Origin of the sequence: Paenibacillus terrae HPL-003 (assembly GCF_000235585.1) — a bacterium.
GTDB classification, from domain to species: Bacteria; Bacillota; Bacilli; order Paenibacillales; family Paenibacillaceae; genus Paenibacillus; species Paenibacillus terrae_B.
The window spans coordinates 3,383,962-3,408,986 of record NC_016641.1 but is presented as its reverse complement, the minus strand read 5'-3'; the positions used below and the strand labels follow the sequence as shown (position 1 = coordinate 3,408,986).

Here is a 25,025-nt window from a genome sequence, read left to right as displayed (position 1 = left end):
AGCGCTTTAAAAAACATACAGAGGAGGCCGAAACGATGAAATATGATTTTGCCCGCTTGCTGTGTATTATGCTCTCTGTTTTGCTGTCGTTGAGCATTTTCCAGATGTTTTCACCGAAGATCGCTTCAGCGGCTACAGCGAATGTTGTGAATGGCATTCAGTTTAAAGATACAGCTGGAAACGTGGTCCATGCTCATGGAGGCGGTATGATTAAGGTAGACGGTTACTACTACTGGTTTGGTGAAAATCGTAACCCCAACGGCACATTCAAGGCGGTATCCGCCTACCGATCCTCTGATTTAAAAAACTGGGAGTTCCGCAAAAACGTGCTAACTAGCAGCTCAGCAGTAGAGCTGAATGTTTCGAATATTGAACGTCCAAAAGTCATTTATAATGAGAAAACACGCAAATACGTATTGTGGATGCACAAGGAGAATGGAGTTAATTACAACGAAGCCCGGGTGGCAGTTGCCACTTCCGATACTGTGGACGGCGATTACATCTATCAGGGCAGCTTCCGTCCTCTGGATTACGATTCACGGGATATGACTGTATACAACGACAATGGTACGGCTTACCTGATTTCGGCTACCCGTGTGAATGCCGATTTGAACATTTATCGTCTGACACCGGATTTTTTGCAAGTTGAAGCGCTGGTGACCACGCTCTGGCCGGGACAATATCGTGAAGCTCCGGCAATGTTCAAGAAAGGAGACGTCTACTTCCTGATCACATCCGGGGCAACGGGCTGGAACCCCAACCAAGCCAAGTATGCTACGGCATCCAGCATTGAAGGAACGTGGAGTAACACGATGAACTTCGGAGACAGTACAACCTACGGTTCACAGTCCGCCTACGTTATTCCGGTAGAAGGTACTCAGACGACCTCGTACCTGTATTTGGGCGACCGTTGGGCCGGAGCGTGGAGCGGTCCTGTGCAGGATTCACAATATGTATGGCTGCCGCTGCGTTTTCCAACCGGGACTTCTTTGGCTATGGACTGGTTTGACAGTATCAACATCGACACCGCCAGCGGGGTGGTTCAAGGCGTAACCACGCCAATCGCCATTGACCCGGACGGGTACTATCAGCTGGTAAGCCGCAAGAGCAACAAGCCGCTGAATGTAATTGACGGTGCAACCACAGATGGAGCGGATCTGGAGCAGCGTGCGGATTCGGGGGCATCCAGCCAGCAATGGCAGCTCAAGGACGCGGGCGGCGGATATTACAAAATCGTCAACCGCAACAGTGGCAAGCTGATCGGCGTTGAAAACGGAGCTACTACGGACGGCGCAGTCATCGAGCAGTGGAGCGATGGAGGCTGGTCCAGCCAGCAATGGCAACTAGTATCTGTAACCGGAGGTTATTACAAGCTGAAAAACCGGGCAACGGGCAAACTGATCGACATTTCCGAAGGCACTACCGCCGATGGCGCCAAAGCGATTCAATGGGGGGATAACGGCGGAACAAATCAGCATTTTCGTGTAGTGAAAGTAAATTAGTACGTTCATCGTCGAACGGACATTATCCTCGTCATTGAAGTAGGAGTTTCCAATTTTCAGTTATTTCAAAAAAGCCGTCTTCCCAGCAGATCACTGCTAACGGAAGAACGGCTTCTTTTTGCGGTAAAATGATAGTTGAACCTGTATCTGGGCTATCCCTTGTCCAGATTGGCTTGAAGCGCGTCTGCCTTCCCCTTCGCGATATCCACAGTCCATAGCATCAGCATACCGATAGCGAAAAAGGCAAACAGCGATAAAATACCCCAGCGCGAGGAACCGGTTAGCTGACCGACCAAACCAAAGATAAACGGGCCGAAAATGGATGAAAACTTGCCCGTAATATTCACGAAACCAAAAAATTCACCCGTCCGGCTGGCTGGCATCAGATCGCTGAATAAAGACCGGGAAATGGACTGACTGCTCCCCTGTACCAGACCGACCATAGCCGCTAGCACATAAAAATGTACCGCCTGAGTCATGAAAAATCCAAGAATGACGATCAGCATGTAAATCCCGAGCGAGAACATGAGCATCCGGCGCGATCCCCAGCGTTCGGCCCATTTGCCAAGCAGGAGCGTACAGGGAAAGCCAATAAATTGGGTTATCAACAATGCAGCAATCAGATCCGTCGTGCCGATCCCAATCCCCGTTCCGTAAATAGCAGCCATTAATATAATCGTATTAATCCCGTCATTGAAAAACCAAAAAGATAGTAGCAATTTAAGCAATTGTGGAAAACGCCGAATTTGGCGCATCGTGTCCTGAATCCGCCGAAATCCGGCCTTCCAGTATGCAGTTTGGAATAAAAGACTGCCTGTTTGCCTTTCTTGGTCTTGTCTTTCCCCTTCTCCGCTCCTATGCCGCTGGCGACCTTGAAGCAATAAAGGCAATGAAAATACCAACCACCATACTGCCACCGAAACAAACGCAAGACGTGTTCCCTCAAGTGTGTTTCCTAATCCGAACCATTGAGGCTTTTGGATCATCAGCATGTTGACCGCCAACAAGATCCCTCCACCAACGTAACCATAAGCGTAGCCTTTGGCCGATACGGTTTCCCGCTTACCGGAAGGAACCAGATCAGGGAGCATCGCATCATAAAAGGTGTTGCCGCCTGCAAATCCAATGGTCGACAAGACCAGTAGCGTGGAAGCCAGCAGCCAGTCTCCTTCTCCTACCAGGCTAAAGCCCAGTGTGGCCACGATGCCAATCCCCGTAAAAATTCGCAGGAAAGACAGCTTGCTGCCTGTCAGATCGGCAACCGCCCCGAGCACAGGAGACAATAAGGCTACACATAACATGCCGATTGCATGTGTGTACCCCAGATAGGAGGATGCGGTTGTCGCATCCAGCGTCGAAGCTGCAACAGAGCTGTAGAAAATAGGCAGTACTGCTGCCAGTATCGTCGTTGCATAGCCTGAATTGGCCCAATCGTAAGTAATCCACGCACGCACTGCTTTTCGATTCACATCGCTCCCGCCCTTTACATTGAACTCATCTCAGGACCATTGTCATTTATTGTATCAGTAATCCATGACACAAGGTCGCGATGTTTGTAAACCTGCGGTGCTCTGGCAACCCACATGACAGGACGTTACAGTTCCCATGGATAATCTGTCGTCAGGAAGCTCGCCAGTTGCTTGCTTTCCTCCCTGCGCTGACGTCGTATCGCTGCACGCGATGGCGCGGTCTGGTGCAGTTGTAATTCCTCTTCTGTCTCCGGAATGACCTGCGGCACGATCACTTTACGGTTGTTCTCGTCCAGCGCCACAAAGGTCAGGAAGGCAGTGGCTGCGATTTTCCGGTCGCCAGTCATCAGTCCTTCGCGAATTACCTTCACGAAGACCTCCATAGAGCTACGGCCTGTCCAGGTAACGAACGCCTCCAGCGTGACAGAATCGCTCGGATGAATGGGCAGCAAAAAATCCACCGAATCCGTAGACGCTGTGACCGTATTCGTGCGGCATAGCTTGGAGGCTGCGATAGACGCAATATCGTCGATATACGACATCAATCGGCCTCCGAAGAGCGTGTTATGATTGTTGATGTCGTTGGGAAACACACGGGACGTCTTGAAGCAGTAGGTTTCTCGGATGTACTTGCTTTCCATGGGTTCTCTTTCCTCTCTTTTCCTCGTAGCTATCTTTTTATATAGTGGAAGCCTGTTTTAAGCTGTGCTAATCATCCCACTAATCCGCATAATAAATCAAGACATAAAAATCCGCATCTTCATCCGAATCATTACGGTAAGTATGAACGTCAGTTGCTTGGAATTGCACAGCATCCCCTGCGCTCAGTTTAAGCTGCTGCCCCTGCATTTCAAAGTACATTTCCCCACGGATCATGAGAATCGATTCTTCTCCCAGATGCTTCTCTGCCTGATGTGTAAAGCCTGGCTTCAGACTTACCGTGAACACCTCAAATTTCTTTTCCGAATGATACGGGAAGATAGGGTAAACAAAATAGTTACCATCCTCATCAATAACCGGATACAGGTCTTCTCTGCTAATTTTTGTGATTTTCGGCGGGTCTTCCTTAAGAAAGGAGGAAAAAGACACGTGCAAGCCGTTCGCAATTTTCCAAAGTGTTGTTACTGTAGGATTGGACTTCCCCTTCTCAATCTGAGCCAGCATACCTTTACTGACCCCTGTTAACTCAGCCACCTTATCCAGACTAAGTCCTCTAGTCTTCCTGATTTGAGCCAAATTTGAACCGATAATATACTGCATTGAATCCACAGACCGTGCCTCCTCGTATCCAAAAAGTCTATACAAGAAGAATACACAAAAGTAGGCTCGTTAGCTATAGAGTTTGTTCATCATAACATACAATTGTATAATATATTGACCATTTTCGAGGTCCCGTTATATACTATAATGAAATTTAGAATGGAGGGAAGGTTGAAATGTCTATAGCTTCGGAGTTGAGCGAAACAGAGCGCGATCCACTCCATTTTTTACAAGGAGTCAAGGATTGTATCCCTACGTTGCTCGGTTATGTGTGCATTGGCTTCGCGGCAGGCATTGTGGGGGCCTCATCAGGTGTTAGCACGATGGAAATTGCCCTGATGTCGGCGCTTGTATACGCAGGAGCTTCCCAATTTATTATGTGTTCGATGCTGGCTGCGGCCAGTCCCCCCTCTGTCATTATTTTAACGACATTCATTGTGAATGCCCGCCACCTGTTGTTAAGCGCATCATTGGCTCCTTATTTCTCAAAATATTCATTATGGAAAAATATAGGAATTGGTGTTCTTCTGACAGACGAATCCTTCGGGGTAGCCTCTGATAAACTTGCCAAAGGTGGACAGATTAGTGATCGTTGGATGAACGGGCTCAATATAACTGCTTACCTCGTCTGGATTGCCTCCTGTGTGGCAGGAGGGATTCTCGGGAACTGGATTTCCCGGCCAGAGGCATTTGGTCTGGATTTTGCCTTGCCTGCGATGTTTCTGGCTCTGCTTATTTCCCAGCTACAAAGTGTCCAGACCTCCAAGCTCAAGCACCGTCTGCTGCTCGTGCTGTGTATGGCTGTTCTGATGTACCTTTTATCCTGGTGGGTGCCGTCGCATATCGCTGTCATTGTAGCTACCGTGATGACCGCAACGATTGGAGTGTTTACCGACAAATGAACATTGATCCCAACGTCATGTACATCATTATCGGTGGCATGGCCGTCACAGCCATCCCAAGAATCATTCCCTTCGTCGTACTGCAAAAGCTGGCTCTGCCCAAACCAGTGCTCCAATGGCTGTCCTACATTCCTATTTGCATTTTTACAGCGCTCGTCATGGAACATCTGCTCGTCCGAACGGAAGGCTCCGTCACTTTTAATTGGCAAGTGCTTATTGCTATCCTTCCTACACTGGTGACTGCCTTATGGAGCAAAAACCTGCTGGCTACCGTTATTGTCGGTATTGTGAGTATGGCTGTAGTTCGGCTGCTATGGCTGGGATAGAAAAAAAGGTGCAGTCTCGTTTTACGGCTGCACCTTTTTGGATATTCGTATTGCATTCGTTCCCCTGCTCCCTTATACAAACTTGCGATGATGCTTCTTGCCATCGTATGAGAATAAGGCCAGTTTGCCTTCAATCATCGTTTCCAAATGAACGGTCCGCCCCCACAGCTGATACACATACGGAAGCGTACGCTCCATATATTTTAAATCCAGCTCAATCCCTTCAAACTGATGCTTGAGCTTTAACTCGCCAGTGTGCAGATAATCTCCATCCTCGACGACGATATAAGGGGAGCCACCATTCACACGCGAGAATACGAGTTGGTCCCGTATGTTCTCCCACGATTTATCTGTAATTTTCCAATCCGGCCCTCGTTTCTCAAACACATACAGATCTAAGTCCTCTGTCAGCTTCTTGGTCATGTAATTACGTATAAAAGAGGTGTCTGAGTCAAACTCTCGTACCTCGAACATTTTAGCGCGTCCTTCGCCCGGTTTGCGTCCTTGTCGCTCCTGCTCTTCACGGGTTGGGTTATCCCATCGCTTTTCAATATCCTCAAATATTTTAAGCCCCAAATAATACGGATTCAGGCTTTGCTTGGAAGGCTGTACGACAGAAGCATTCAGCAGCGCAAATTCAACCGTTTCATCCCCCGTCAAATCCAGCTCCCGTACGATACGCTGATGCCAATAGGAGGCCCAGCCTTCATTCATAATTTTGGTCTCCATCTGAGGCCAGAAATACAGCATTTCGTCCCGCAGCATCGTCATGATATCCCGCTGCCAGTCCTCCAGCACTTCCGAAAATTCCTGAATAAACCAGACGACATCCTTCTCCGGTTCAGGCGGGAACTGTCGTACCCGAATGCCCTCGCTCTCGGACGGATCGGGCTGCTCCTGTACCGTATCCAGTGACCACAGATCATCGTAAGGACCGTCTGGGCGCTGTCGTTTTCCCGGTTCCTTTTGCTCACGGACTTTAAGCTCCATATAGCGCTGCTTATCCAGGTGCTGCGGTTTGATCAACTGCGGATCAATATGCTCCTGTATAGCCAGTACCGAATCAATGAAGGATTCCACGGCCTTCGAACCGTATTCCATTTCATAACCGCTAATCCGGTCTGCCGTAGCAGACATACTCTCCACCATATTGCGGTTAGAAGCTGAAAAGCGGGCGTTGTGCTTGAAAAAATCACAGTGTGCCAGCACATGGGCGACAATCAGTTTATTTTGAACCAAAGAATTTCCATCCAGCAAGAAGGCGTAGCAGGGATTGGAGTTGATGACCAGCTCATAGATTTTGCTTAGGCCAAAATCGTACTGCATCTTCATCTTGTGAAACGTCTTTCCAAAGCTCCAGTGGCTGAAGCGCGTGGGCATCCCATAGGCCCCGAACGTGTATACAATATCCGCCGGACAAATCTCATACCGCATCGGATAGTAATCGAGCCCGAATCCATTTGCAATCTCCATAATTTCTGATATCGCATATTCCAGCTCTTTCTGGTCAGTGCTCATCCCACCGTTCCCCCTTCCCGTTTGCGAAAAAAGGTACGCAAGGCTTGGTACACTTCACTTTTTTCCTTGATGACATAGTACATAAACTGATCCTTTTTAATGTTCTTATAGGCCGACATAAGTGTGCTGCTGCGGTTATATTGATTCACTTCTCCATAGCCGAACATGTTGCTGCGCTTCATAAGCTCCTCGATTAACCTCACGCACCGCTCGTTATCTGATGTCAGATTGTCGCCGTCCGAGAAATGGAAGGGATAAATATTATAGTTGGAAGGAGGATAGCGCTTGTCGATAATCTCCAATGCCTTGAGATAGGCCGAAGAACAGATGGTGCCGCCACTTTCTCCACGGGTGAAAAATTCTTCCTCGGTAACCTCTTTGGCTTCGGTATGATGCGCCAGAAAGACAATCTCCACCTTTTCATATTGACGGCGCAAAAAGCGGGTCATCCAGAAAAAGAAGCTGCGAGCGCAATATTTTTCAAAAGATCCCATCGAGCCTGAAGTATCCATCATCGCAATGATCACTGCGTTGGATTGGGGGATGTTTTTTTCCTCCCATGTTTTATAACGGAGATCGTCCGGACTGATATGATGAATGCCCGGATTGCCCTCGCGGGCGTTGCGGCGTAGATTTTCGAGAATGGTTCGCTTCTTGTCAATGTTGGCCTGCATGCCTTTTTTGCGTATATCATTGAATACGATGGACTCAACCTCAATCTGTTCTTTGTCTTTTTGCTGCAAATGCGGTAATTCCATGTCCTCGAACAGCATATCTTCCAGTTCTTCCATGCTGACTTCCGTCTCCATGATATCGTGTCCGGGCTGGTCTCCGGCTTTATCGCCTTTACCGGGCTTCTGGGAAGCAGGATCGCGTCCGATGACATCACCTACCTGACTGTCGCCGTCCCCTTGGCCTACATGCTTTTGCTTCTGATAATTATAAATGAAGCGATATTCGTCCAGACTGCGAATCGGCACTTTAATAATCTGCTTACCGTCTGACATGATAATATTTTCTTCCGTAATCAGATCAGGCAGATTTTGCTTAATCACATCTTTGACCTTCTGCTGATGACGCTGCTGGTCTTGGTACCCTTTGCGATGCAGCGACCAATCTTCGCGGGATACGACGAATGAATATGGCTGACGTGGTTCCGGCATTGTTAGGCACCCCCCAAGTGGATACACGGCACAGTTTGGCCTTGTTGGTTATTAAGTATATTCACGGGGATGTACGATATGTGATGGAAACCAAAAAACCTTTCCAATTTCAGGGCACCTGTTTCAGTTCGGATAAGGGGAGTATATTATAATAATAGAAGAAATGACCGACGGGTCATATATGCAGATGAGAACAGGAGTGTGGATATAGATGAACAGCCATCCTGGCGCTCGTTCACAGCATCTTTTCTGCCTTATAGCCTATTCCATACACCGTCTGCAATAACGACTGATGCGGCTCAAGCTTCTTGCGCAAGCGCTGGATGTGAATGTCCACCGTCCGTGTTCCACCTGCATAATCGAAGCCCCATACCTGCTCCAGCAGCTCGTCCCGCGTGTATACCCGCCCAGCGTGTGACACCAGAAGCGCCAGCACATCAAACTCCTTGGGGGTCAGTTCCAGCGCTGCTCCCTCCAACTCAGCCGTTCTGCTGGACGGACGTACTCGCAACGGGCCAAATATCGTTTCTGATCCTTCTGGCGCGGGCGCTCCTTCCCGCTCCAGTCTCCGTACCAGCGCCTTGATGCGGGCGAGCAGCTCTCGCAGATCAAAGGGCTTGCTCATAAAATCGTCCGCGCCCAGCTCCAGCCCGAGCACCTTATCCACGATATCGTTTTTGGCAGTCAGTAGCAGAATACCGATGCCCTTCCGACTTTCCAAACGGCGGCACACCTCATATCCGCCCAACTTGGGCATCATCACATCGAGCACCAGCACATCGGGGTGAAACAAACGGACTTTTTCCAATGCGTCCTCCCCGTCAACAGCAGTTTCTACCAAAAAACCTTCTCTTTGCAACGCATAGGCCAACGCATTGCGAATGCTGGGTTCATCGTCCGCTATTAATATTTTTTTATCCATGTCTTTTCCTCCCTGTCCCAAAAACCTACCAGTTCAGCCTACTTATGTTTCCGCAAATAATAATGAATCAGACATGTATGACATATGAACTGCTCGCGTGGATCGTTGAGATCAAAATCCGCAATGTCACGAATCCGTTCCAGTCTGTATTTGACCGAATTACGATGTATAAAAAGATAATTCGCTGTATCCATCAGACTGCCCCGATTTTCCAAATAATAAAATAACGTTTTAAGCAAATCGCTGCCATGAGACCGATCATACTGCTGAAGTCTGCCCAGCTTACGTTCGAACAAATCGACAAATTCCTCTTTGTTCATGGCTTCTCCAAGCATATAGTGCATTTCTATATCTCCGAATTTACATACACGTCTATCGGGGTACAGCCGCTGGGATACGGTGATCGCACGTCTTGCCTCATTATAGCTTTGCATCAGCTCCCACAGCTTTTTGCTACTTCCAATGCCTATATAATAATCGCCCGTTCCCAATGCTTTTTCACTGGTCCAGCTCTTCAGCGTTTCAGCCCAGGTTAGTCCCTGATCAGCACCTGCCCCGTCATGGTGATCATTTGGATGAAGAGTAGGTAAAAATAGTATCGCCCGATTGGAACGGAACTCAATATGGGATACCACACGCCGCCGGGTGGATTCCTGACTCAACAAACCGGACAGAATCTCTTCTGGCGGAGCGGTAGTGCTTTCCAGTACAGCAACCTCCCAATGATATGCCGGGTTAAACCCCAGTTGGCGCCCTCTCCGCTCAACCTCATGTCGTAAAGGTACCGGAGGAGTCATCAACTCATCGATAAAGTTACCCCGTAGTCGGCTTTCTGTATCTTCCACTGCCTTTTCACGCATTAATTCCAGTGCCATGACCAGACGTGCCTGCTCAATACCCACCTGCTCCATATCATCCAGCTCATTGCGGGCAATGACCAGCTTGGCAACCGTGCGTTTATCGACATTAATCGGAAAATGACGGGAATCCTGCGCCTCCATCCAATTCCATTCCTGTGGTGAAGTGACGATGGCTCGACCTCCATTATCAATCAAAGCAACCGGAGCTTTAAGCAGCTCTGCTATATTGTCGCTTACAGCCTGTATACCGCTATTCTCCAGCACCATCGTTGTTAAGGTCCGATATATTTCTTCCGAGCGTCGCAGCAGCTCTGCCTGCCGATTCAACACCATATCCATGACACGCTGTGTAATATCCGTATATGGAATATCGGCCGGAATCTCAATCACGGGCAGGCCGCAGGCATTGCTTTCCTCCAGCGCACTGCGGGGAATTTCCTTGAGAAAGCGGGTCGGTTTGATCGCAAGTGCCGCGGCCCCGCCCTGATGCAATAGTTGAATAATTTGACACAATACCTCAGGCTCATGACGGATGGAATAAGCGGTTGTCATCAATAATACGCCTTCCCTGATCCAGCCCTTCAAGTCAGGGACCTCCATAATATCAATAAAACGGACAATCCGATTTAATCCCTGCTCTCCGCTTAGTACCTTCGCCTCCTTCAATACGGGCATTGTCATAAGCTCCTGAACGGTTACACCCGGTATTTTCATATGGACAGACCACCTTACTATTTATTTTGCGGTAATGGCACATATATTTAGGATTTTGCAAAGTTCTCGCCTAACTTAATTTTCAGGATAGTGTACCAAAAAAGTATACAAAACAAAACCTTTTACCGTATGGAACGCAAATAAACCGCCCTTTCAGGAAAAGGCGGTTATTTCAATACCCTATTATTTTATGAGTCAGGCTTATCCTGCCTGGACTTCATCATTCTCCCGCTGCCACTGATGCGGCTGCGCCAAGCGCCACAATCGGATCAATGGCACGGATGCCCAGCCTGCGCTCCAGCTCCGGTGCGAAGTTCATCGTCACAAAACCCGTACAGGCCAGCACGATTGCCTCTGCTCCCTTCTCCTGAAGACGCAGCGCCGCTGCCATCGCAGCCTCCTTGCCTTGCGGAGTGTTCAGGTCCAGCGTCGTACGTACACCCTCAGGGCGCTCTGTGCCGATGTAAGACTCACCCAAGATACAGCGGATCAATGGGGGCGCCTCCTCCAAAATGGTCAACACACCGACACGACTGGCCGCTGTCAATGCCAGATGCGCCGCACAGGAGCCTGCGCCGTATACAGGTACAGTCACCGCATGGCGGGTCTCCTCCAGTGCCGGATCAGCCGCGCAGCTAATGCCAATGGACGTGCAGCCCTGCTCGACGAGCTGTTGCGCTGCGGCCACAATTTTAGGCACCGATTCCCGATCCGTTGCATCATCGTAGATTCCCTGCGGCTGGTCAGGGATACATACACTGGTGACAGGCAGCCCGTAGCGCTGCTCGATGACCCGGCCGTGAAGACCAATAGCTACTTCGTCTTGCATGGTAAGCACCCTGATAATTCCAAGCATGATGAATTCCCCCCCGTTTTTACAGCTCCTGCTGTTTCTCATCCACCTAGCACTCCAGCAGTTGCCCGGCTTTCATAATCAGGCGGTCATCCAGATACACATCCGGTCGCTGAACGACACCATCAATATGTACACCCGCAGCGATGGTCCCGCCAAAAGTATTATTGCTGCCAAAAGCCACATGAATCGTGCCGTACACCTTCTCATCTTCCAGTACGACACCCGTAATACGTGCTTTATCGTTCGTTCCGATACCGAACTCGGCCAGCATTCTGCCGTCACCTTCGCCCAGTATTTCCAGCAAGGGCTGCCCCGTTTCCCCTTCTGCGGCTGTCAACCTGCCATTTTCGACCGTCAGCAACAGCGGCTCCTTCAAGGCACCGATTCCTGCAACAGAACCGTCCACCACAATCTGGCCTTGCGCCGTCCCCTCCAGCGGAGCAATATACGCTTCACCGGAAGGAAGGTTGCCGGATTCGCCAGGGTTCAGATACATGCCCGTGCTGGGCACACCGTTGCGACCCTCAATGGTGAAGCTCAGGCTGTACCCATCCTTCTCGATCCGCACCTGCTTGGCAGCCGTCAATAATGCGGTCACCTCTTCGGTCAGCGCCTTGACCTTCGGATAATCAGCAGCAATCGCTCCGTTCATGAACATATCGTCCGTCATGCCAGGCATCGTCGCCAGACGCGCTCCAGCGGCTGCGGCTTGCTTGCGGGCATGGGTATGCGTCAGCGAATACCGGGTGACACATACGACAACATTGGAGCGAAGCATGGCTTCGGCGACAGGTGCCGGAGGCTCTTCCCCCGATTTGGAGCGTACCTTCATCGTCAAAATAGCAGCTTCTGCGCCCAGCGCCTTGCCAGCTTCATAAATGGACTCGCCCAATTCCTTTTTATCATCGTCCGTTACCACCAGAAGCGTCTCTCCAGCGGTAAGTCCCAAACATTTTTGCAATACATTTTTACTAATTTCAACACGCTGTTGGCTCACATTCCTTACCTCCTATTTTTAGACTCCTTATACCATTTCCGATACCAGCTTGCCGATCAGGGCATTGGACAATACGACGGGAACCCCCGCGTAACGCGCTGCCAGTTCCCTATGAACATCCGTATAACCCATACAATCCAGCACGATAAGATCAGCCTGATCCTTGAAATGCCTGGCTGCCTGGCGAAATTCCTCTTCACTACTGCTGTAAGGCGAGGCCGCCGCAAACCCGGGATTCATTCCGTGGGGACTGAATTTGAGCTTGAGATTGTCCTTCTGCTCTTCCAGCGGACCAATCAGGCCGACCCGCCGTCCGCCGGACATCGCCTTAATGACAGGAGGAAGCACATGGTCCGGCTCAATCAAAAAGGCGGTTCGGGTATGCAATCCCGGAAATACGCCGGTACATAGCAATAAAATCGTACGGATGCCCTGTTCCTCCATGTGCGTGATTTTCTCCTGAAGCAGCGGCTGGATTTTTTCGCGTGATATGACCACCGACTCTCCGGTCGTCAGGCGGGAGGTCAATACATACTCTCCTGGCGACGGAGACAGATGCTCTTGTATATAAGCAAAAGAAAGACCATCCAGCGCGCCTGCTTGTACCAGTTTTGCACGTCCTTCCAGTGCCCGTTCCACGATAGGAGCCACATCTGTCCGGGGTGCTTGCCCAATCGTAATCATCCCAAGCTTATCCATCTTCAATCCCCTGCTTTCGCTTCCATTTTATTTTACGCTCCTGACGGCAAAGGGCAAGCCCATGGCCTGCCCTGTTTAGCATCAGCCGTGGTTTTGCGCACTGCCTGCTGTCTGAAGTATCTTCATGGAGCCGTACAATTCGGTAATTTTGACAAATTCCTGCGAGTCATAAAATGCACAAGTGCCATTCGTAAATTCCTTGGCCGTTTCAATGGAAAAACGTACGGCTGCCGCGATATCAATCTCATGACTCGCCCCGGTCCCACATCCTGGTACGGCTGCCTGCGCTGTAATAGCCACACCAACCACAGGCGCATCCGTCGCTACAGCAGGCTGTAAAATGGAATTAATATGGTATAAGTCATTACCGTACGGCGTGATATCCTGAGTGGTTACCGGAAAAGTAACGGGCAATTGTCCCGTAGTCTGCTCCATCAGGCGCAGCAGATCCTCACTGACTCGCAAAATATAGCCTTCCTTCACCGTGGGTGAAATTGCGATTCCTTTATGATTAATAACACGATTGCCCTTGGTGGTATCAATGGACAGAATAGCTTCCATCTCGGGAACAATCTCGTGACGATTCATTTCCAAAATGTCCACAGGTGAGTCCATAAAATCAACCGGCTCGTGCGGGCGGGTAGGCGCATCCGGACAAATATGCGTAGTTGCGATCACATCACCCTTCAGCTTGTCACCTTTAATCTGCATATCCGCCAGCTTCAGCCCAGCGGCAACCGCTGCAATAGCTCCATCCGCATCAGATACAAGACCAATTCGGGAAGGACGTGCGCCAATCCCGCCTAGACGTCCTACAATGCCGAATGTCGGTGCTGTACCTCCCGAGCTTTTGCCTTCCGTACCCGGAATAAGAATTTGTATAAAATCCGTACTTCCCTTGGCTCCTTTTACCTGTTTTACCGTTACCACAATGTCCTCGTATCCGGCGAAAAGCTGCTTAACCCGCTCTCCGTTCACATAGGCGCTGTCCAGCGCTTCGAATACGGTTAATGTCTGTTGAAGTGCCATCGTTGCATTCCTCCCGAAATCATTTTATAGATAGGACAGTATAGGCTTATGGATAATTTGCTCAATCGGTTGCAGCAGCTTGGTGTTAAACATGGTCGTACTCAGCAGCAGCTTTTCCTTCGGTACCACGAGGACAGCCAGACGCTGTCCTTGGGCTACGGCGGCTGTGATTACAGGTCTGCCTGTATCCATATCCAGTGTCATGATCAGATCTGGAAATGTCGCCAGCCGCTCCCCATCAAGCTCCAGGGACATGTACTCATTCCAGAAGGTCATTTCGTAGGCCCTGCCGCTATCGGTAATGCGAACCAACCCGGCATCAAAGCCCCCCGATGTTTCAAGTTGGCATTCTGTTACTTCTCCTGCGGCGATAACCTTGCCGCCCAGCTCAGTGGCCACGGCTGCAATCGCCGCTTCGCCTTGATGGGCCAGCATTGCTTCTCCAACAGCAATTGCCCGGGAAATGGCTCCTGGTGCACCGTTGGCTCTCGCATAAGCGGCCGTCACCGGATTCCGCGCAACCGCTACAATTCCTCCTGCCTCTACCGAGGCTTTACGAACCAGTGATGCAGCATGGTCCAGGGAGCCTGAAATACCCACTTCAATATAATGCTCTCCGCGTCCGCCCACCGCAGCCTGATGGCTTACGTAATCTGGCAGCTCGGTCAAATTCATAGAGCCCATCGTGCCTGTCGGATGTGCCCGGCCATTACATGCAAAATCCACAACCGGGACACCGCTCAAGGCCGATTGAAACCAGCCATTAATCGTTGTTTCGCCGCCATTTTCATTCGTATGCAAAGCCCGGACACCCTTCCCTGTCATGGAGGACACCAGTTCCAGCGCCTTCACATAATGAACAGGCTTCACATATTTATTCGGAGCAGCCGGGGCACCGACGACAGCCACAGTGACGAAGAGATCGTCATCTGCGAAGCTTTCGACGGATACCAGCTTCGGCTGTCCCACTTCAAGAGCCAGCTTTCCGATCCGCAGACCTTCTTCAATCCAGCCTCCGCCTCCACCGCCCAAAACAGCACCGCCATAAACGGCATATTCAACAATTCTTTCATCCAACTTCAAAGTGTCCATCTGCATCATCTCACTTTTTTAGTTTAAATACGGAATTAAAGAAGTTGTACAGCGCATCCCCTGCGATAAAACCTGCGGCCAGAATCGTCATGGAAGAAACGATCTCCTTTTTCGCAAAACGGGTTACGAGATAGCGGATCGCTATGCCGACCAGCACAGCCCAGCACGCGTTCGCTGTCGCAATCAGCAGCCCTGTCGCGAACATAACACCCAGCTGGCGTTTGGAGCCACCTATGAGCTGGAGAATTGCTCCTGGTATCGCCCACAGCAAAAGCTGGCTTGCCACACCCGGTGTAGCTCCGGCCTGAATGGTGGATACATATACCTTATCAATCGGTGGCACCAGATTTTGCGCAAAATAACTCGGATAAGCCAGAGCTACGGTCACCAGCGCAACAGCAAAAGCAATCAGAGCCGTTATATACTGCTGCTTTCTGCCTTCCCGTTCCAGCTCCTTATCCTTACCGTTGCCGCGCAGGATATAGCCTGTTTTCAAATCAAAGCCCATATCGGCAAAGGCGGGGCCTGTAGCCGCGCTAAACCCGGCCAGCAATGCTAGGGCCACGGGTGGAAACCCGATCATCATACCGCCCAGCAAGGTAATAAAGGCCACCGCAAAGGCAGGGAACCACCCGGAATGCATGGCGGCAATGCCAACAATAATTTCATGCACGAACGCGGCAAAAGCTGCAAACACGATAAAGCCGATCAGCATGCCCACCGACATGTGTGTTACCAGCCCTCCGATGATCGCGATCAGCAAGGAAATTGCCAGATACGCGATGAATCCAAGTCCAAGAGTACGACGAGCCTCTGCAATCGGACGGGTGTATTCTTCATCCTGCGAAGAGGCTTGCACGGGAGCCCCATCCACGACAATGTCACTCGTGCCGGATGCTTCATTTGATGCTTTATCCGAAAGCACGGCGGTGCTGTCCTTTTTTTTGCCGGAACGGCCGAACACAAGTAAAGCAGCCTGAATCAACGCCACAATGCCCGCCCCGATCATCACTCCATGGGCAATGTATAGTGCATTTACATCAATCTGAAACAGCGGCATGGAATACTGGCGAATCAATAGGCCGACACCAAACATGCCCAAGGCCCAGATATTACCAATAAAAGCGACACCAAAGGCAGACATCGGAATGCTGAGATAAGAGCCAACTACCCCGATCAGTGCGCCTACACCCAGCAATCCGGCACGCTTGCCTCCCTTGTCCCCTGCTCTGATAGATTCTGCTGTCGCAACACCTGGCGCCCAGGTACCCGAGGCGGGAAACAGTCTGGAATCAAAAATTTTATACAGTATCGTTGCATCTGCAAACATAGCCAATGCCGCTCCCAGTAGCATGGGTACGACCAAATCGGGCGTTCCCATGAGATAGGGAATTCCAATCGGAATCAGCAGGCTATTGGCCGCCCCGAAGGTAGCCGAGGAAATCGCCGTCTGCACCAGATTCTGACGATGTACCGATTTATAACGTAAAAACCAGTTAAACGGTATACGTGAAATCAGCATCGCAATTAACGCTCCGATGATGGCCGTGTTTGGGGTCACTCCCAGGCTGGTTACGATCTGCATTCCAATAATCGCACCCAGAACGCTTGTAACCACAATGAGAATAAATGCAAAAGGCTCAAACGTTTTCGGGTGACGTTTTTCTTTTTCGTTTTCCATATGACCCTCCTGTGGCTTAGACATGATGTATTTCTTCCTCTGTTGAGTAGGTTTAACTTATGTTACTGCAACTTTCCTTCCATAAACAATGTTCGTCCTGACCAAAACAAAGGCTTGTTTATTGTGCACACAGGATAAATATTGATATATATAGCGCTCCCATTACATTTTATCCCTTTATCGTGTAAAGTAATATAACATAAATTCAAAAAGAACGCGTATAGCCCTTTAAAACAGCACCTATTACCTCATCATGAATAGACTGATAACTAACAGAGGATTACCTTTTTCTTTAATCACAAGTCAAGCGAGGTTCTTATGGCGAAATCCTATACCAAAGCACAGATTCGCAAAATCACCAGTCGTTTCGGCCTGATCCCGTTAAAATCAAGGTTAGTCTCATCACTGTACCGAAAAAATGCAGTAATCCAGGTGAAAACGAAAAAGGGAACTTATGCATTAAAGCCCTTTAGCCGCACTAAGATGGTCCGCTCAAATACAATCCAACAGATGGAGCAGGCTGCAAGCATGATCAGGCTTTTGAAAAAGAGAAAGTATAGCTACATGCCCGCGTGGCTTCCAACACATTCCGGGAAGCTATGGACTTTACATCAAGGGACGCCATTTTATATGAGTCAGTGGATCAAGGGACGGGGATTGGAGAATGCTGAAGATTTTGAAAAGCTTGGGTGGGCACTTGCCACGCTTCATGCCACGTCCACTGGCTTGTATCGGATTGGAAGGGGAAAATCCCCTACGTCTCAGCAATTGAAGATATGGAAAAAACAGGATCGTCTTTTTCAAAAAAAAATAAAAAAAATCAGCCGTCATGACACAAAATACCGCAACTGGTACAACACTCACGGCAAAGACTGCCAACGTTTATCCAGGCGGGCATGGAAGGATTTGCAGGACACATCCATTGTTAAGCTGTTTCAGAAGGAAAATCGTTCCCACGCTTTGATACACAGCGACATCACGATCCCCAATGTCATGATTTCAGATAATGGTCAACTGAAAATCATTGATTGGGATCGGGTTAAGGTCGGCTCAGTCTATGCAGATCTGGCAAAGGCCCTTATGAATACGACCCAATTCAATCCTGAATTTGTGCAATCCTTGCTGAAGGGATACCAAAAGCGCAAACCACTAAGCCCAACTGAACGAAAAATGGTTACAGCCTTGTATACACTGCCACGTGAAGCGTGGCATGCCTCCCTACACCCGAATCGCTCAAGAGACCGCGAGATCCTGGACAATTGGGGTCATTCGTGGCCCCTTCGTTTACAAATCATTCATATTTTGCAGGAATGGTCCATGTATAAAAGAAAGTGAGGATCAAAATGTCGATTTTATCAAATGTTGAGCAAATGTACAGAATCAAAATTCAACGTGCTCGTCAAAAAAAGAACATACACAAGATTGAGACCGCCAGCATGACCTATTGTTTAAAACCCTACAACTTTCCAGAAGATGAAATTCGTTTTATTACACGTGCGTTGTCCTTCCTGGATGAGCGCGGGTTCACCCATAGCCAAAAGGTTTATCCGACAGTACAGCAAACCGCTTATATGACCCATGAAGGCGTTTCGTATACGTTAACCAATTGGGTGGATGGACGAAGACCCAAATTTACAAAAAGAATAGATTTCAAAAAGGGGATTTCCACCTTAGCCAAATTTCACTCCAGCGCCGCAGGCTTTCCTATCACCGAAACTCCGGCAGCCAGAATACGTTACGAAGGCTTGGGTGATGAAATTGCTGGATACAAAAAACGCCTCAATCCCTACAAAGACACAGCACATCTCGTGGCTCTCTGTGAGGAAGTGACGCATCGTTTACAGCAGCCCAAGGTTCGAGAAGCAATCGACTCAGAGCAAAAAGCTGGCGCATTTATACATGGCGATTACAATTATCCCAATCTGATTAAAGACAGACAGCTCAAGATCCATTTAATTGATTTTGAAAATTGCTCTCTGCATGTAAGAATGAAAGACTTGTCCCATCTTCTTCATCGAAATTGTCTTTGGAACGGGACTAAGATGCTACGCGCGATCGACTACTATCAACGATATCGTCCGTTGAGCGCCCATGATTTACATTTGCTTCACACGCTTTTGATCTCTCCCTATCATGTGGTTCGCAACATCAGAATAGGCGGCATCCGTTCTGCCAAACGTGTTATTCCATCTTTTGTGCAGTTAAACCAATACCGACGTGAGCTTAGAGCGCTGCTATAATTTGTCGGCTTGGAACTAAACACGAAAACAGACCGAACGAAACGGTCTGTTTTTTTATGCTCTGAAAGTCATCTACACGATAAGCGTTGCCACTAAACCGTATTTATCGGCTGATTGTACCGGTACACTTGAAGATTTATAGCATTGTAGCCAGTACATCCTCTTTATACAATAATGCTAAGGCTCAAGGATCATTTGTCCCAAAAGAGAATTTGGGAAACTAACAATAGAGGTGACTGCACATGTACATCATGACAAAAGAAGAAATAAAGGCTTATCTAAACAGGATTGGAATTCAAGACATTCTACCTCCTACCCCATCCTATTTATTTGAACTGCATAAGGCCCATGTGAAACATCTTTCGTGGCAAACGGTGGACATTTTTGCAGGAAAGCCGGCAGCCATTGGTTTTCAAGAATCCGTTCAACTTATTTTACAGGGGAGAAGCGGTTATTGTTTTCATCTGAATGGTGCCTTCAGCGCACTACTACATTCACTGGGCTACAAGGTCCGTCTGCATCGTGCCGGGGTTCAGCCTTTAGGGGCAGAGCCACGTATCAATTCATTTCATCTTGGGTTAACCGTGAACTTGCTAAATGAGCAGCACGAAGAGGAAGTATGGATTGTTGACGTTGGTTTAGGCGATATGCCATATGAGCCTGTTCCACTCCGTATGGGCACTTATGAACAAGCCCCTCTTCAATATAAGGTTACGGAGTCCGGAGTTGTTGCAAAAGGCTGGCGGTTAGAGCATGATTCGCTTGCTTCATTTGTCGGTGTTGATTATGACCCTACGGTTGTTCGAGACTTGGAAGAGTTTATGCCAAAACATCATTTCTATAGCCGATCAGCGGATTCTCCATGGTTCAACCTGTTTCTGATTCGGCAAAGACAAGCATTAGAGACGAATGAACTAAGAGGCTGTATTTGGAAAAAACACGGGCTGAACGGATTGGAAAAAATAGAGCTGGATCATAAATCGCAGTGGCTGGAAGTGTTGGCAGATGTGTTTGGTGAGCCGCTTGTCAACTATAGTCACCAGGAACGGGACGAGTTATGGAAAAGAGTATTTGCGGCTCATACGGAATGGAAGAAATCAATCATTTCCTTATAAGTATTACGCTCTTCCTCGGTTGCGTTGATTGGACCGCCACGGAGGGAGAGCGTTATTTTCTCGTGACTTTTCACATATCAATGATGGACAATCATCTGGAATAACTCCTTCATCAAAAAAAATCCGGTGGCAAGCACTTGGAAACTCCAGTGCTTGCTACTGGATTCCTCATAGGTTACGCAGCCGATAGATATCTCTGTTCAGCTACGACGCCGTCCATCACAACTCATTACTCTAGCTATCGCTTTTGCTTTTGGCTTACCTTAAGCTTACTAATTTTTATCGATTCAACAGACTGCCTACATACCTGAGCAGGTCGTTGGCGCTGGCACCTGTATAACCGTGTTCCTCAATCAATCGCTTAATCACCTCATTCATGCGTTTGAGCTGATTAGCATCGGGTGTTTTGGTCGAGGTCGTAATTTTGACAATATCCTTTAAATCTGCGAACAGCTTTTTCTCAATCGCTTCTCTCAGCCGATCATGATGATGATATTCGAACTTGCGTCCCTTGCGTGAGTAAGCGGAAATCCGGATGAGAATTTCTTCGCGGAATGCCTTTTTCGCATTTTCCGATACCCCAATCTGCTCTTCAATCGAACGCATCAGCCGCTCATCCGGGTCGAGTTCCTCATCCGTAAGCGGATCGCGAATTTTCACCCAATTGCAGAAAGCTTCGATGTTATCCAGATAGTTGTCGAACAGCGTCTTGGCTGATTCCTCGAACGAGTACACAAAGGCTTTCTGGACTTCTTTTTTCGCCAGCTCATCATACTCCTTACGGGCCACGGAAATGAAATTCAGATAGCGCTCCCTTTCCTCCTTCGTAATAGAAGCATGCTGATCCAGACCATCCTTGATGGCTCGTAAAATGTCCAGTGCATTGATGGATTCTACATTTTGCTTAATGAGCGCACTGGAAATGCGGTTGATGACGTACCTTGGATCTACCCCGGACATGCCTTCCTCCAGAAACTCATTTTGCATTTCCTTCAGATCGGCTGCCTTGTAGCCTTCCACCTCTTCGCCATCATACATACGCATCTTTTTGACCAGATCCATGCCCTGCTTTTTCGTCTCCTTCAAGCGGGTAAGCACGGAGAAAATAGCAGCCGTCCGCAGCGCATGAGGGGCGATGTGAACATGCTTCATGTCGCTTTGTTCAATGAGCTTGGCGTAAATTTTTTCTTCTTCCGAGACTCTAAGGTTGTAAGGAATCTGCATCACGATCATCCGCGATTGCAGAGCCTCGTTCTTTTTGTTCGAGATAAAGCTTTTATACTCCGACTCATTCGTATGGGCAACGATCAGCTCATCTGCACTGATTAACGCAAAACGTCCCGCTTTAAAATTACCCTCCTGGGTCAGAGACAGCAAATTCCACAAAAACTTCTCATCGCATTTCAACATCTCCTGAAACTCCATCAGTCCACGGTTGGCTTTGTTCAGCTCTCCGTCAAAACGATATGCGCGCGGATCGGATTCCGAGCCATACTCTGTAATCGTAGAAAAGTCGATGCTGCCCGTCAAATCAGCAATATCCTGTGACTTCGGATCAGAAGGACTGAATGTACCGATGCCGATCCGATTTTCTTCCGATATAAACACCCGCTCCACGCGGACCTTTTCAATATCGCCATCAAATTCCGTGCGCAATCTCATCTGGCAGGCTGGGCAGAGATTACCTTCAATACGCACGCCCAGCTCCTTTTCAAATTCGGGACGCAGCTCATGGGGAATCAGATGAAGCGGGTCTTCGTGCATGGGGCAGCCTTCAATCGCGTACACTGCTCCCTGATCCGTTCTCGAAAATTTCTCCAGACCACGTTTTAGCAACGTGACCAGTGTCGATTTCCCCCCACTGACAGGTCCCATTAAGAGAAGAATTCGTTTGCGCACATCCAGTCGTCGAGCTGAGGAATGGAAGTATTCCTCCACCAGCTTTTCCAGCGCCCGGTCCAGCCCAAAAATCTCCTGCTCGAAAAATTTATATCGCTTATGTCCCCCAACCTCTTCTACACCAAAAGATTCAATCATCTTGTAAACCCGTGCATGAGCGGTCATCGCCGGCGTCGGGTCTTTCTTGAGTATCTCGATATACTCTCTAAAAGTGCCGCTCCAGGCCAGACGGTTGTTTTCCGCCCGGTACTCCGCAACGCGTTCAAAAATATTCATGCTCGGTTCCTCCCATGACTGCGTAATGACTATCCTCCACTCTGGATGGTTAATGGCTACACTCGTCCACGCCTTTCAGGATATGATGCAATCCTCTTAAAAAAAGTGTAATACATACCTATGCAGATTGATTTCAGAATTGACCTATTTTGTGACAGATTCCCCTGCTTTTTCGAAAAACAGAGAGATGCACTGTGCTAAAATATACAACAAAGACGCGGACCTGACGCATTATGGTACAATATAAGCTCGGAATAATGGGATAAAGGAGCGGGAGAAGCATGGCGGTTCGGCATGAGACGGAGCTGTACGCTCCAATCAAAGCCTTTTTTGAGAGCTTGGGATACGAAATCAAGGGAGAAGTGCGTAACTGCGATTTGGTGGGTATGAAACCAGGACAACAGGAGCCACTGATTGTGGAGATAAAAAAAACGTTCAATCTGGCACTGGTGCTGCAAGGCATGCAGCGCCTGAAGCTAAGCAGCAATGTGTATGTGGCGGTGGAACGAAACCGTGCGAAAAAAGGGGCTGTCAATCAGCGCTGGAACGAGCTGGTCGGACTGTGCCGCCAGTTAGGGCTGGGCATGCTCACCGTCACCCATTACAAGACCAAGCCGCCGCTCGTAGAGATACTTTGCAAGCCGGCGGGCACGAACGGTGGTGACCGCAAAACGGCGACAGCCCGCCCCGGCTCGCGCAAGGAAAAGCTGCTGCGAGAGTTTCACGCACGCAGCGGCGACCATAACACCGGCGGCAGTACCCGGCGCAAGCTGGTCACGGCCTATCGGGAAAAAGCGCTGCGCGTGGCCGCGGCCTTACAGGGCCTGGGGGAAGCCGCACCGGCGCAGCTCGCCCGTACAGCAGCCGTCAGCGGGGCCGCAGCCGTGCTCCAGCACAACTACTACGGCTGGTTTGAGCGTGTAGCTCGTGGCCGCTACAGGCTGACCCCGTTTGGCGAGGTTGCCCTGAGCGAGTATGCGGCAGTACTGCAAGAGCAAGGCACCGAAACAGCCGCTGGCAAGGCTGTAGAGCCAGATGACGGTGGCGGACAACGGCGGATCGCGGAAGCACCAGCCGCCTACTCTGCCACTACGAATGCGGAGGATCACTGAGAAGCCCGCCACTCACCCCTCGAATACTGAGGACCGTCGAAAAGCCTACCGCTTACTTCTCGCACTACGAATTGCCGGAAGTTCTGCTGTAGCAAGCAGATCATTCGGCCCCAGCTAGCTTCGCGCAGTGAATTCACTGATCGTCTCACCGATCAAATTCATGCCCATGAGTAGCTGCTCACGGCCCGGATGGCTGAAGTTCAGGCGGATATGGGACGCACCTTCAGTACCAACCGCGCACAACTCTCCTGGCATAAAAGCTACACCCTTGGGTAAGGCCGCCTTTAGCAGCAGTGCGCTGTCCAACCCATCGGGCAACTGAACCCATACATACATGCCGCCAGACGGAATATGATACGTCACATCTTTCCAAAATGGGCGCTTGAGCAGCTCCAGAATTAACTGTAGACGTGTCGAGTACTCTTTGTTCAGCATGGCTAAATGCTCGTGCCATTGAAACCGCGAGCTGGTCAGCAACTGGAACAGGAGTCGCTGGTTCATCGTACTGGACTGCATATCGGCCAACTGCTTCAAAGCGTACATACCTTCGATCAACGGGGCGGGGCCTGACGCCCATCCGGTTCTCAGTGCGGGCGCTACCGTTTTGTTGAATGAACCGATATATAGCACCTGACCGCCCTGCCCCGCATGATCCAGCGCAAATAACGAAGGATAAGCTTCTGCAAATTTCCGACTTTGTCCATGCGGGCTCTTGTCGCCGGATTCATTTTTTTGTTTAAAATGTAGCTCTCCGTAAGAGTCGTCCTCCACGATCAGCACCTGATGGAGCCTGCACAGCTCCAAAACCTCCTGACGTCTGGCCGCGCTCCATAAGGAACCGGTAGGGTTCGTAAACGTGGGTGTCGCAAAAAAAAGCTTGGGATGGTGTTGAATGATTAAGGCTTCAAGTTGATCGGGACGCACACCTTCTCCATCAGATTCAACGGGAACGATCTGCGCTCCTTGCATCGACAGCACTTGCAGACATCCGGGCGACGTCGGATTTTCGACTAACACCGGGTCGCGTTCATCCACCATCAGCCTTACGATCAGGTCAATGGCCTGCTGACTGCCTGTTGTCAGGAGAATCTGTCCCGGTGGCACTCTAACTCCTTTGCGCTGTTCCCACTCTCCTGCAAGCCACGCCCGCAAAGGAAAATAGCCCTCCGGTTCACCATACTGGAGGGCGTCAGGGCCAGAACCAAATACATCATGAGCCGCTTCTTCCAGCAGCTTCACCGGAAACAGCTCTTGTGCAGGCAATTCTTCAGCCAAAGATATAAAGGAGTGTCTTCTCGCATTTTCCCGGATATGACGCACTGGAGAAGCCAACATTGCAGCAGTTCGTGAAGCAAAGGAATATTGCATGAACATCCTCCTTCTCCTGAAAAAT

22 protein-coding genes are annotated in these 25,025 nt (G+C 49.4%); 7 read left to right on the top strand and 15 right to left on the bottom strand.

The window, feature by feature from the left end; translation table 11 throughout:
* Positions 1–35: 35 nt before the first annotated feature.
* A complete protein-coding gene (locus tag HPL003_RS15570) occupies positions 36–1,502 on the top strand; it encodes an RICIN domain-containing protein (RefSeq protein WP_014280641.1) in 1,467 nt (488 codons plus the stop codon).
* Positions 1,503–1,654: 152 nt separating this feature from the next.
* Here the strand turns inward: HPL003_RS15570 and HPL003_RS15565 are convergent, their stop codons facing one another.
* The 3 genes from HPL003_RS15565 to HPL003_RS15555 form a co-directional block, all read right to left on the bottom strand.
* Positions 1,655–2,971 carry an MFS transporter gene (locus HPL003_RS15565; RefSeq protein ID WP_014280640.1) on the bottom strand — a complete coding sequence of 439 codons (1,317 nt, stop codon included), beginning with the start codon at positions 2,969–2,971 and terminating at the stop codon, positions 1,655–1,657.
* A gap of 125 nt (positions 2,972–3,096) precedes the next feature.
* Positions 3,097–3,612, bottom strand: a complete 516-nt coding sequence (locus HPL003_RS15560) for an acyl-CoA thioesterase (RefSeq protein ID WP_014280639.1) — start codon at positions 3,610–3,612, stop codon at positions 3,097–3,099.
* Between the two features lie 79 nt (positions 3,613–3,691).
* Positions 3,692–4,240, bottom strand: a complete 549-nt coding sequence (locus HPL003_RS15555) for a helix-turn-helix domain-containing protein (protein ID WP_014280638.1) — start codon at positions 4,238–4,240, stop codon at positions 3,692–3,694.
* Between the two features lie 167 nt (positions 4,241–4,407).
* Between HPL003_RS15555 and HPL003_RS15550 the strand changes: the two genes are divergently transcribed.
* The gene (locus HPL003_RS15550) at positions 4,408–5,133 is read left to right on the top strand and encodes an AzlC family ABC transporter permease (protein ID WP_014280637.1); all 726 of its coding nucleotides are present in this window, start codon (positions 4,408–4,410) and stop codon (positions 5,131–5,133) included.
* On the top strand, positions 5,130–5,459 hold the full coding sequence (locus HPL003_RS15545) for an AzlD domain-containing protein (RefSeq protein WP_014280636.1): 330 nt from the start codon (positions 5,130–5,132) through the stop codon (positions 5,457–5,459). The genes HPL003_RS15550 and HPL003_RS15545 overlap by 4 nt, the downstream gene beginning before the upstream one ends.
* A 72-nt stretch (positions 5,460–5,531) precedes the next feature.
* Here HPL003_RS15545 and HPL003_RS15540 read toward each other — a convergent pair whose 3' ends face one another.
* From HPL003_RS15540 to HPL003_RS15495, 10 genes are all read right to left on the bottom strand, one after another.
* Positions 5,532–6,977, bottom strand: a complete 1,446-nt coding sequence (locus tag HPL003_RS15540; RefSeq protein ID WP_014280635.1) for a SpoVR family protein — start codon at positions 6,975–6,977, stop codon at positions 5,532–5,534.
* Entirely contained in the window at positions 6,974–8,140 is a 1,167-nt protein-coding gene (gene yhbH, locus HPL003_RS15535; protein ID WP_014280634.1) for a sporulation protein YhbH, read from the bottom strand. The genes HPL003_RS15540 and yhbH overlap by 4 nt, the downstream gene beginning before the upstream one ends.
* Positions 8,141–8,375: 235 nt before the next feature.
* Positions 8,376–9,062 carry a response regulator transcription factor gene (locus tag HPL003_RS15530; RefSeq protein ID WP_014280633.1) on the bottom strand — a complete coding sequence of 229 codons (687 nt, stop codon included), beginning with the start codon at positions 9,060–9,062 and terminating at the stop codon, positions 8,376–8,378.
* Between the two features lie 38 nt (positions 9,063–9,100).
* Positions 9,101–10,636 (bottom strand): PucR family transcriptional regulator, encoded by a 1,536-nt coding sequence (locus HPL003_RS15525; RefSeq protein WP_014280632.1) that lies wholly within the window; start codon positions 10,634–10,636, stop codon positions 9,101–9,103.
* A 220-nt stretch (positions 10,637–10,856) separates the two neighbouring features.
* Positions 10,857–11,492 carry an aspartate/glutamate racemase family protein gene (locus HPL003_RS15520; RefSeq protein ID WP_014280631.1) on the bottom strand — a complete coding sequence of 212 codons (636 nt, stop codon included), beginning with the start codon at positions 11,490–11,492 and terminating at the stop codon, positions 10,857–10,859.
* 46 nt (positions 11,493–11,538) lie between these two features.
* Positions 11,539–12,489 (bottom strand): aminopeptidase, encoded by a 951-nt coding sequence (locus tag HPL003_RS15515; protein ID WP_014280630.1) that lies wholly within the window; start codon positions 12,487–12,489, stop codon positions 11,539–11,541.
* Positions 12,490–12,516: 27 nt separating this feature from the next.
* Entirely contained in the window at positions 12,517–13,188 is a 672-nt protein-coding gene (locus HPL003_RS15510) for an AroM family protein (RefSeq protein ID WP_014280629.1), read from the bottom strand.
* A gap of 81 nt (positions 13,189–13,269) precedes the next feature.
* Complete coding sequence (locus tag HPL003_RS15505; RefSeq protein ID WP_014280628.1) at positions 13,270–14,217, bottom strand: DUF1177 domain-containing protein; 948 nt, start codon at positions 14,215–14,217, stop codon at positions 13,270–13,272.
* Positions 14,218–14,241: 24 nt separating this feature from the next.
* Complete coding sequence (locus tag HPL003_RS15500; protein ID WP_014280627.1) at positions 14,242–15,309, bottom strand: DUF917 domain-containing protein; 1,068 nt, start codon at positions 15,307–15,309, stop codon at positions 14,242–14,244.
* A gap of 10 nt (positions 15,310–15,319) precedes the next feature.
* Entirely contained in the window at positions 15,320–16,990 is a 1,671-nt protein-coding gene (locus HPL003_RS15495) for an OPT/YSL family transporter (RefSeq protein WP_043922409.1), read from the bottom strand.
* 318 nt (positions 16,991–17,308) lie between these two features.
* Here HPL003_RS15495 and HPL003_RS15490 point away from each other — a divergent pair, with 318 nt between their 5' ends.
* The 3 genes from HPL003_RS15490 (at position 17,309) to HPL003_RS15480 (ending at position 20,345) form a co-directional block, all read left to right on the top strand.
* Positions 17,309–18,325 carry an aminoglycoside phosphotransferase family protein gene (locus HPL003_RS15490; RefSeq protein ID WP_014280625.1) on the top strand — a complete coding sequence of 339 codons (1,017 nt, stop codon included), beginning with the start codon at positions 17,309–17,311 and terminating at the stop codon, positions 18,323–18,325.
* An 8-nt stretch (positions 18,326–18,333) separates the two neighbouring features.
* Positions 18,334–19,230, top strand: coding sequence for a phosphotransferase (locus HPL003_RS15485; protein WP_014280624.1), 897 nt, complete (start codon positions 18,334–18,336; stop codon positions 19,228–19,230).
* 242 nt (positions 19,231–19,472) lie between these two features.
* Positions 19,473–20,345, top strand: a complete 873-nt coding sequence (locus HPL003_RS15480; protein ID WP_014280623.1) for an arylamine N-acetyltransferase family protein — start codon at positions 19,473–19,475, stop codon at positions 20,343–20,345.
* Between the two features lie 279 nt (positions 20,346–20,624).
* Here the strand turns inward: HPL003_RS15480 and HPL003_RS15475 are convergent, their stop codons facing one another.
* Positions 20,625–22,520: a PrkA family serine protein kinase gene (locus HPL003_RS15475; protein ID WP_014280622.1), complete on the bottom strand. Its 1,896-nt coding sequence runs from the start codon at positions 22,518–22,520 to the stop codon at positions 20,625–20,627.
* Between the two features lie 281 nt (positions 22,521–22,801).
* Between HPL003_RS15475 and HPL003_RS15470 the strand changes: the two genes are divergently transcribed.
* On the top strand, positions 22,802–23,632 hold the full coding sequence (locus HPL003_RS15470; protein WP_014280621.1) for a DUF2161 domain-containing phosphodiesterase: 831 nt from the start codon (positions 22,802–22,804) through the stop codon (positions 23,630–23,632).
* A gap of 114 nt (positions 23,633–23,746) precedes the next feature.
* Here the strand turns inward: HPL003_RS15470 and HPL003_RS15465 are convergent, their stop codons facing one another.
* Positions 23,747–25,000, bottom strand: a complete 1,254-nt coding sequence (locus tag HPL003_RS15465; RefSeq protein ID WP_014280620.1) for an aminotransferase-like domain-containing protein — start codon at positions 24,998–25,000, stop codon at positions 23,747–23,749.
* Between the last annotated feature and the right edge of the window lie 25 nt (positions 25,001–25,025).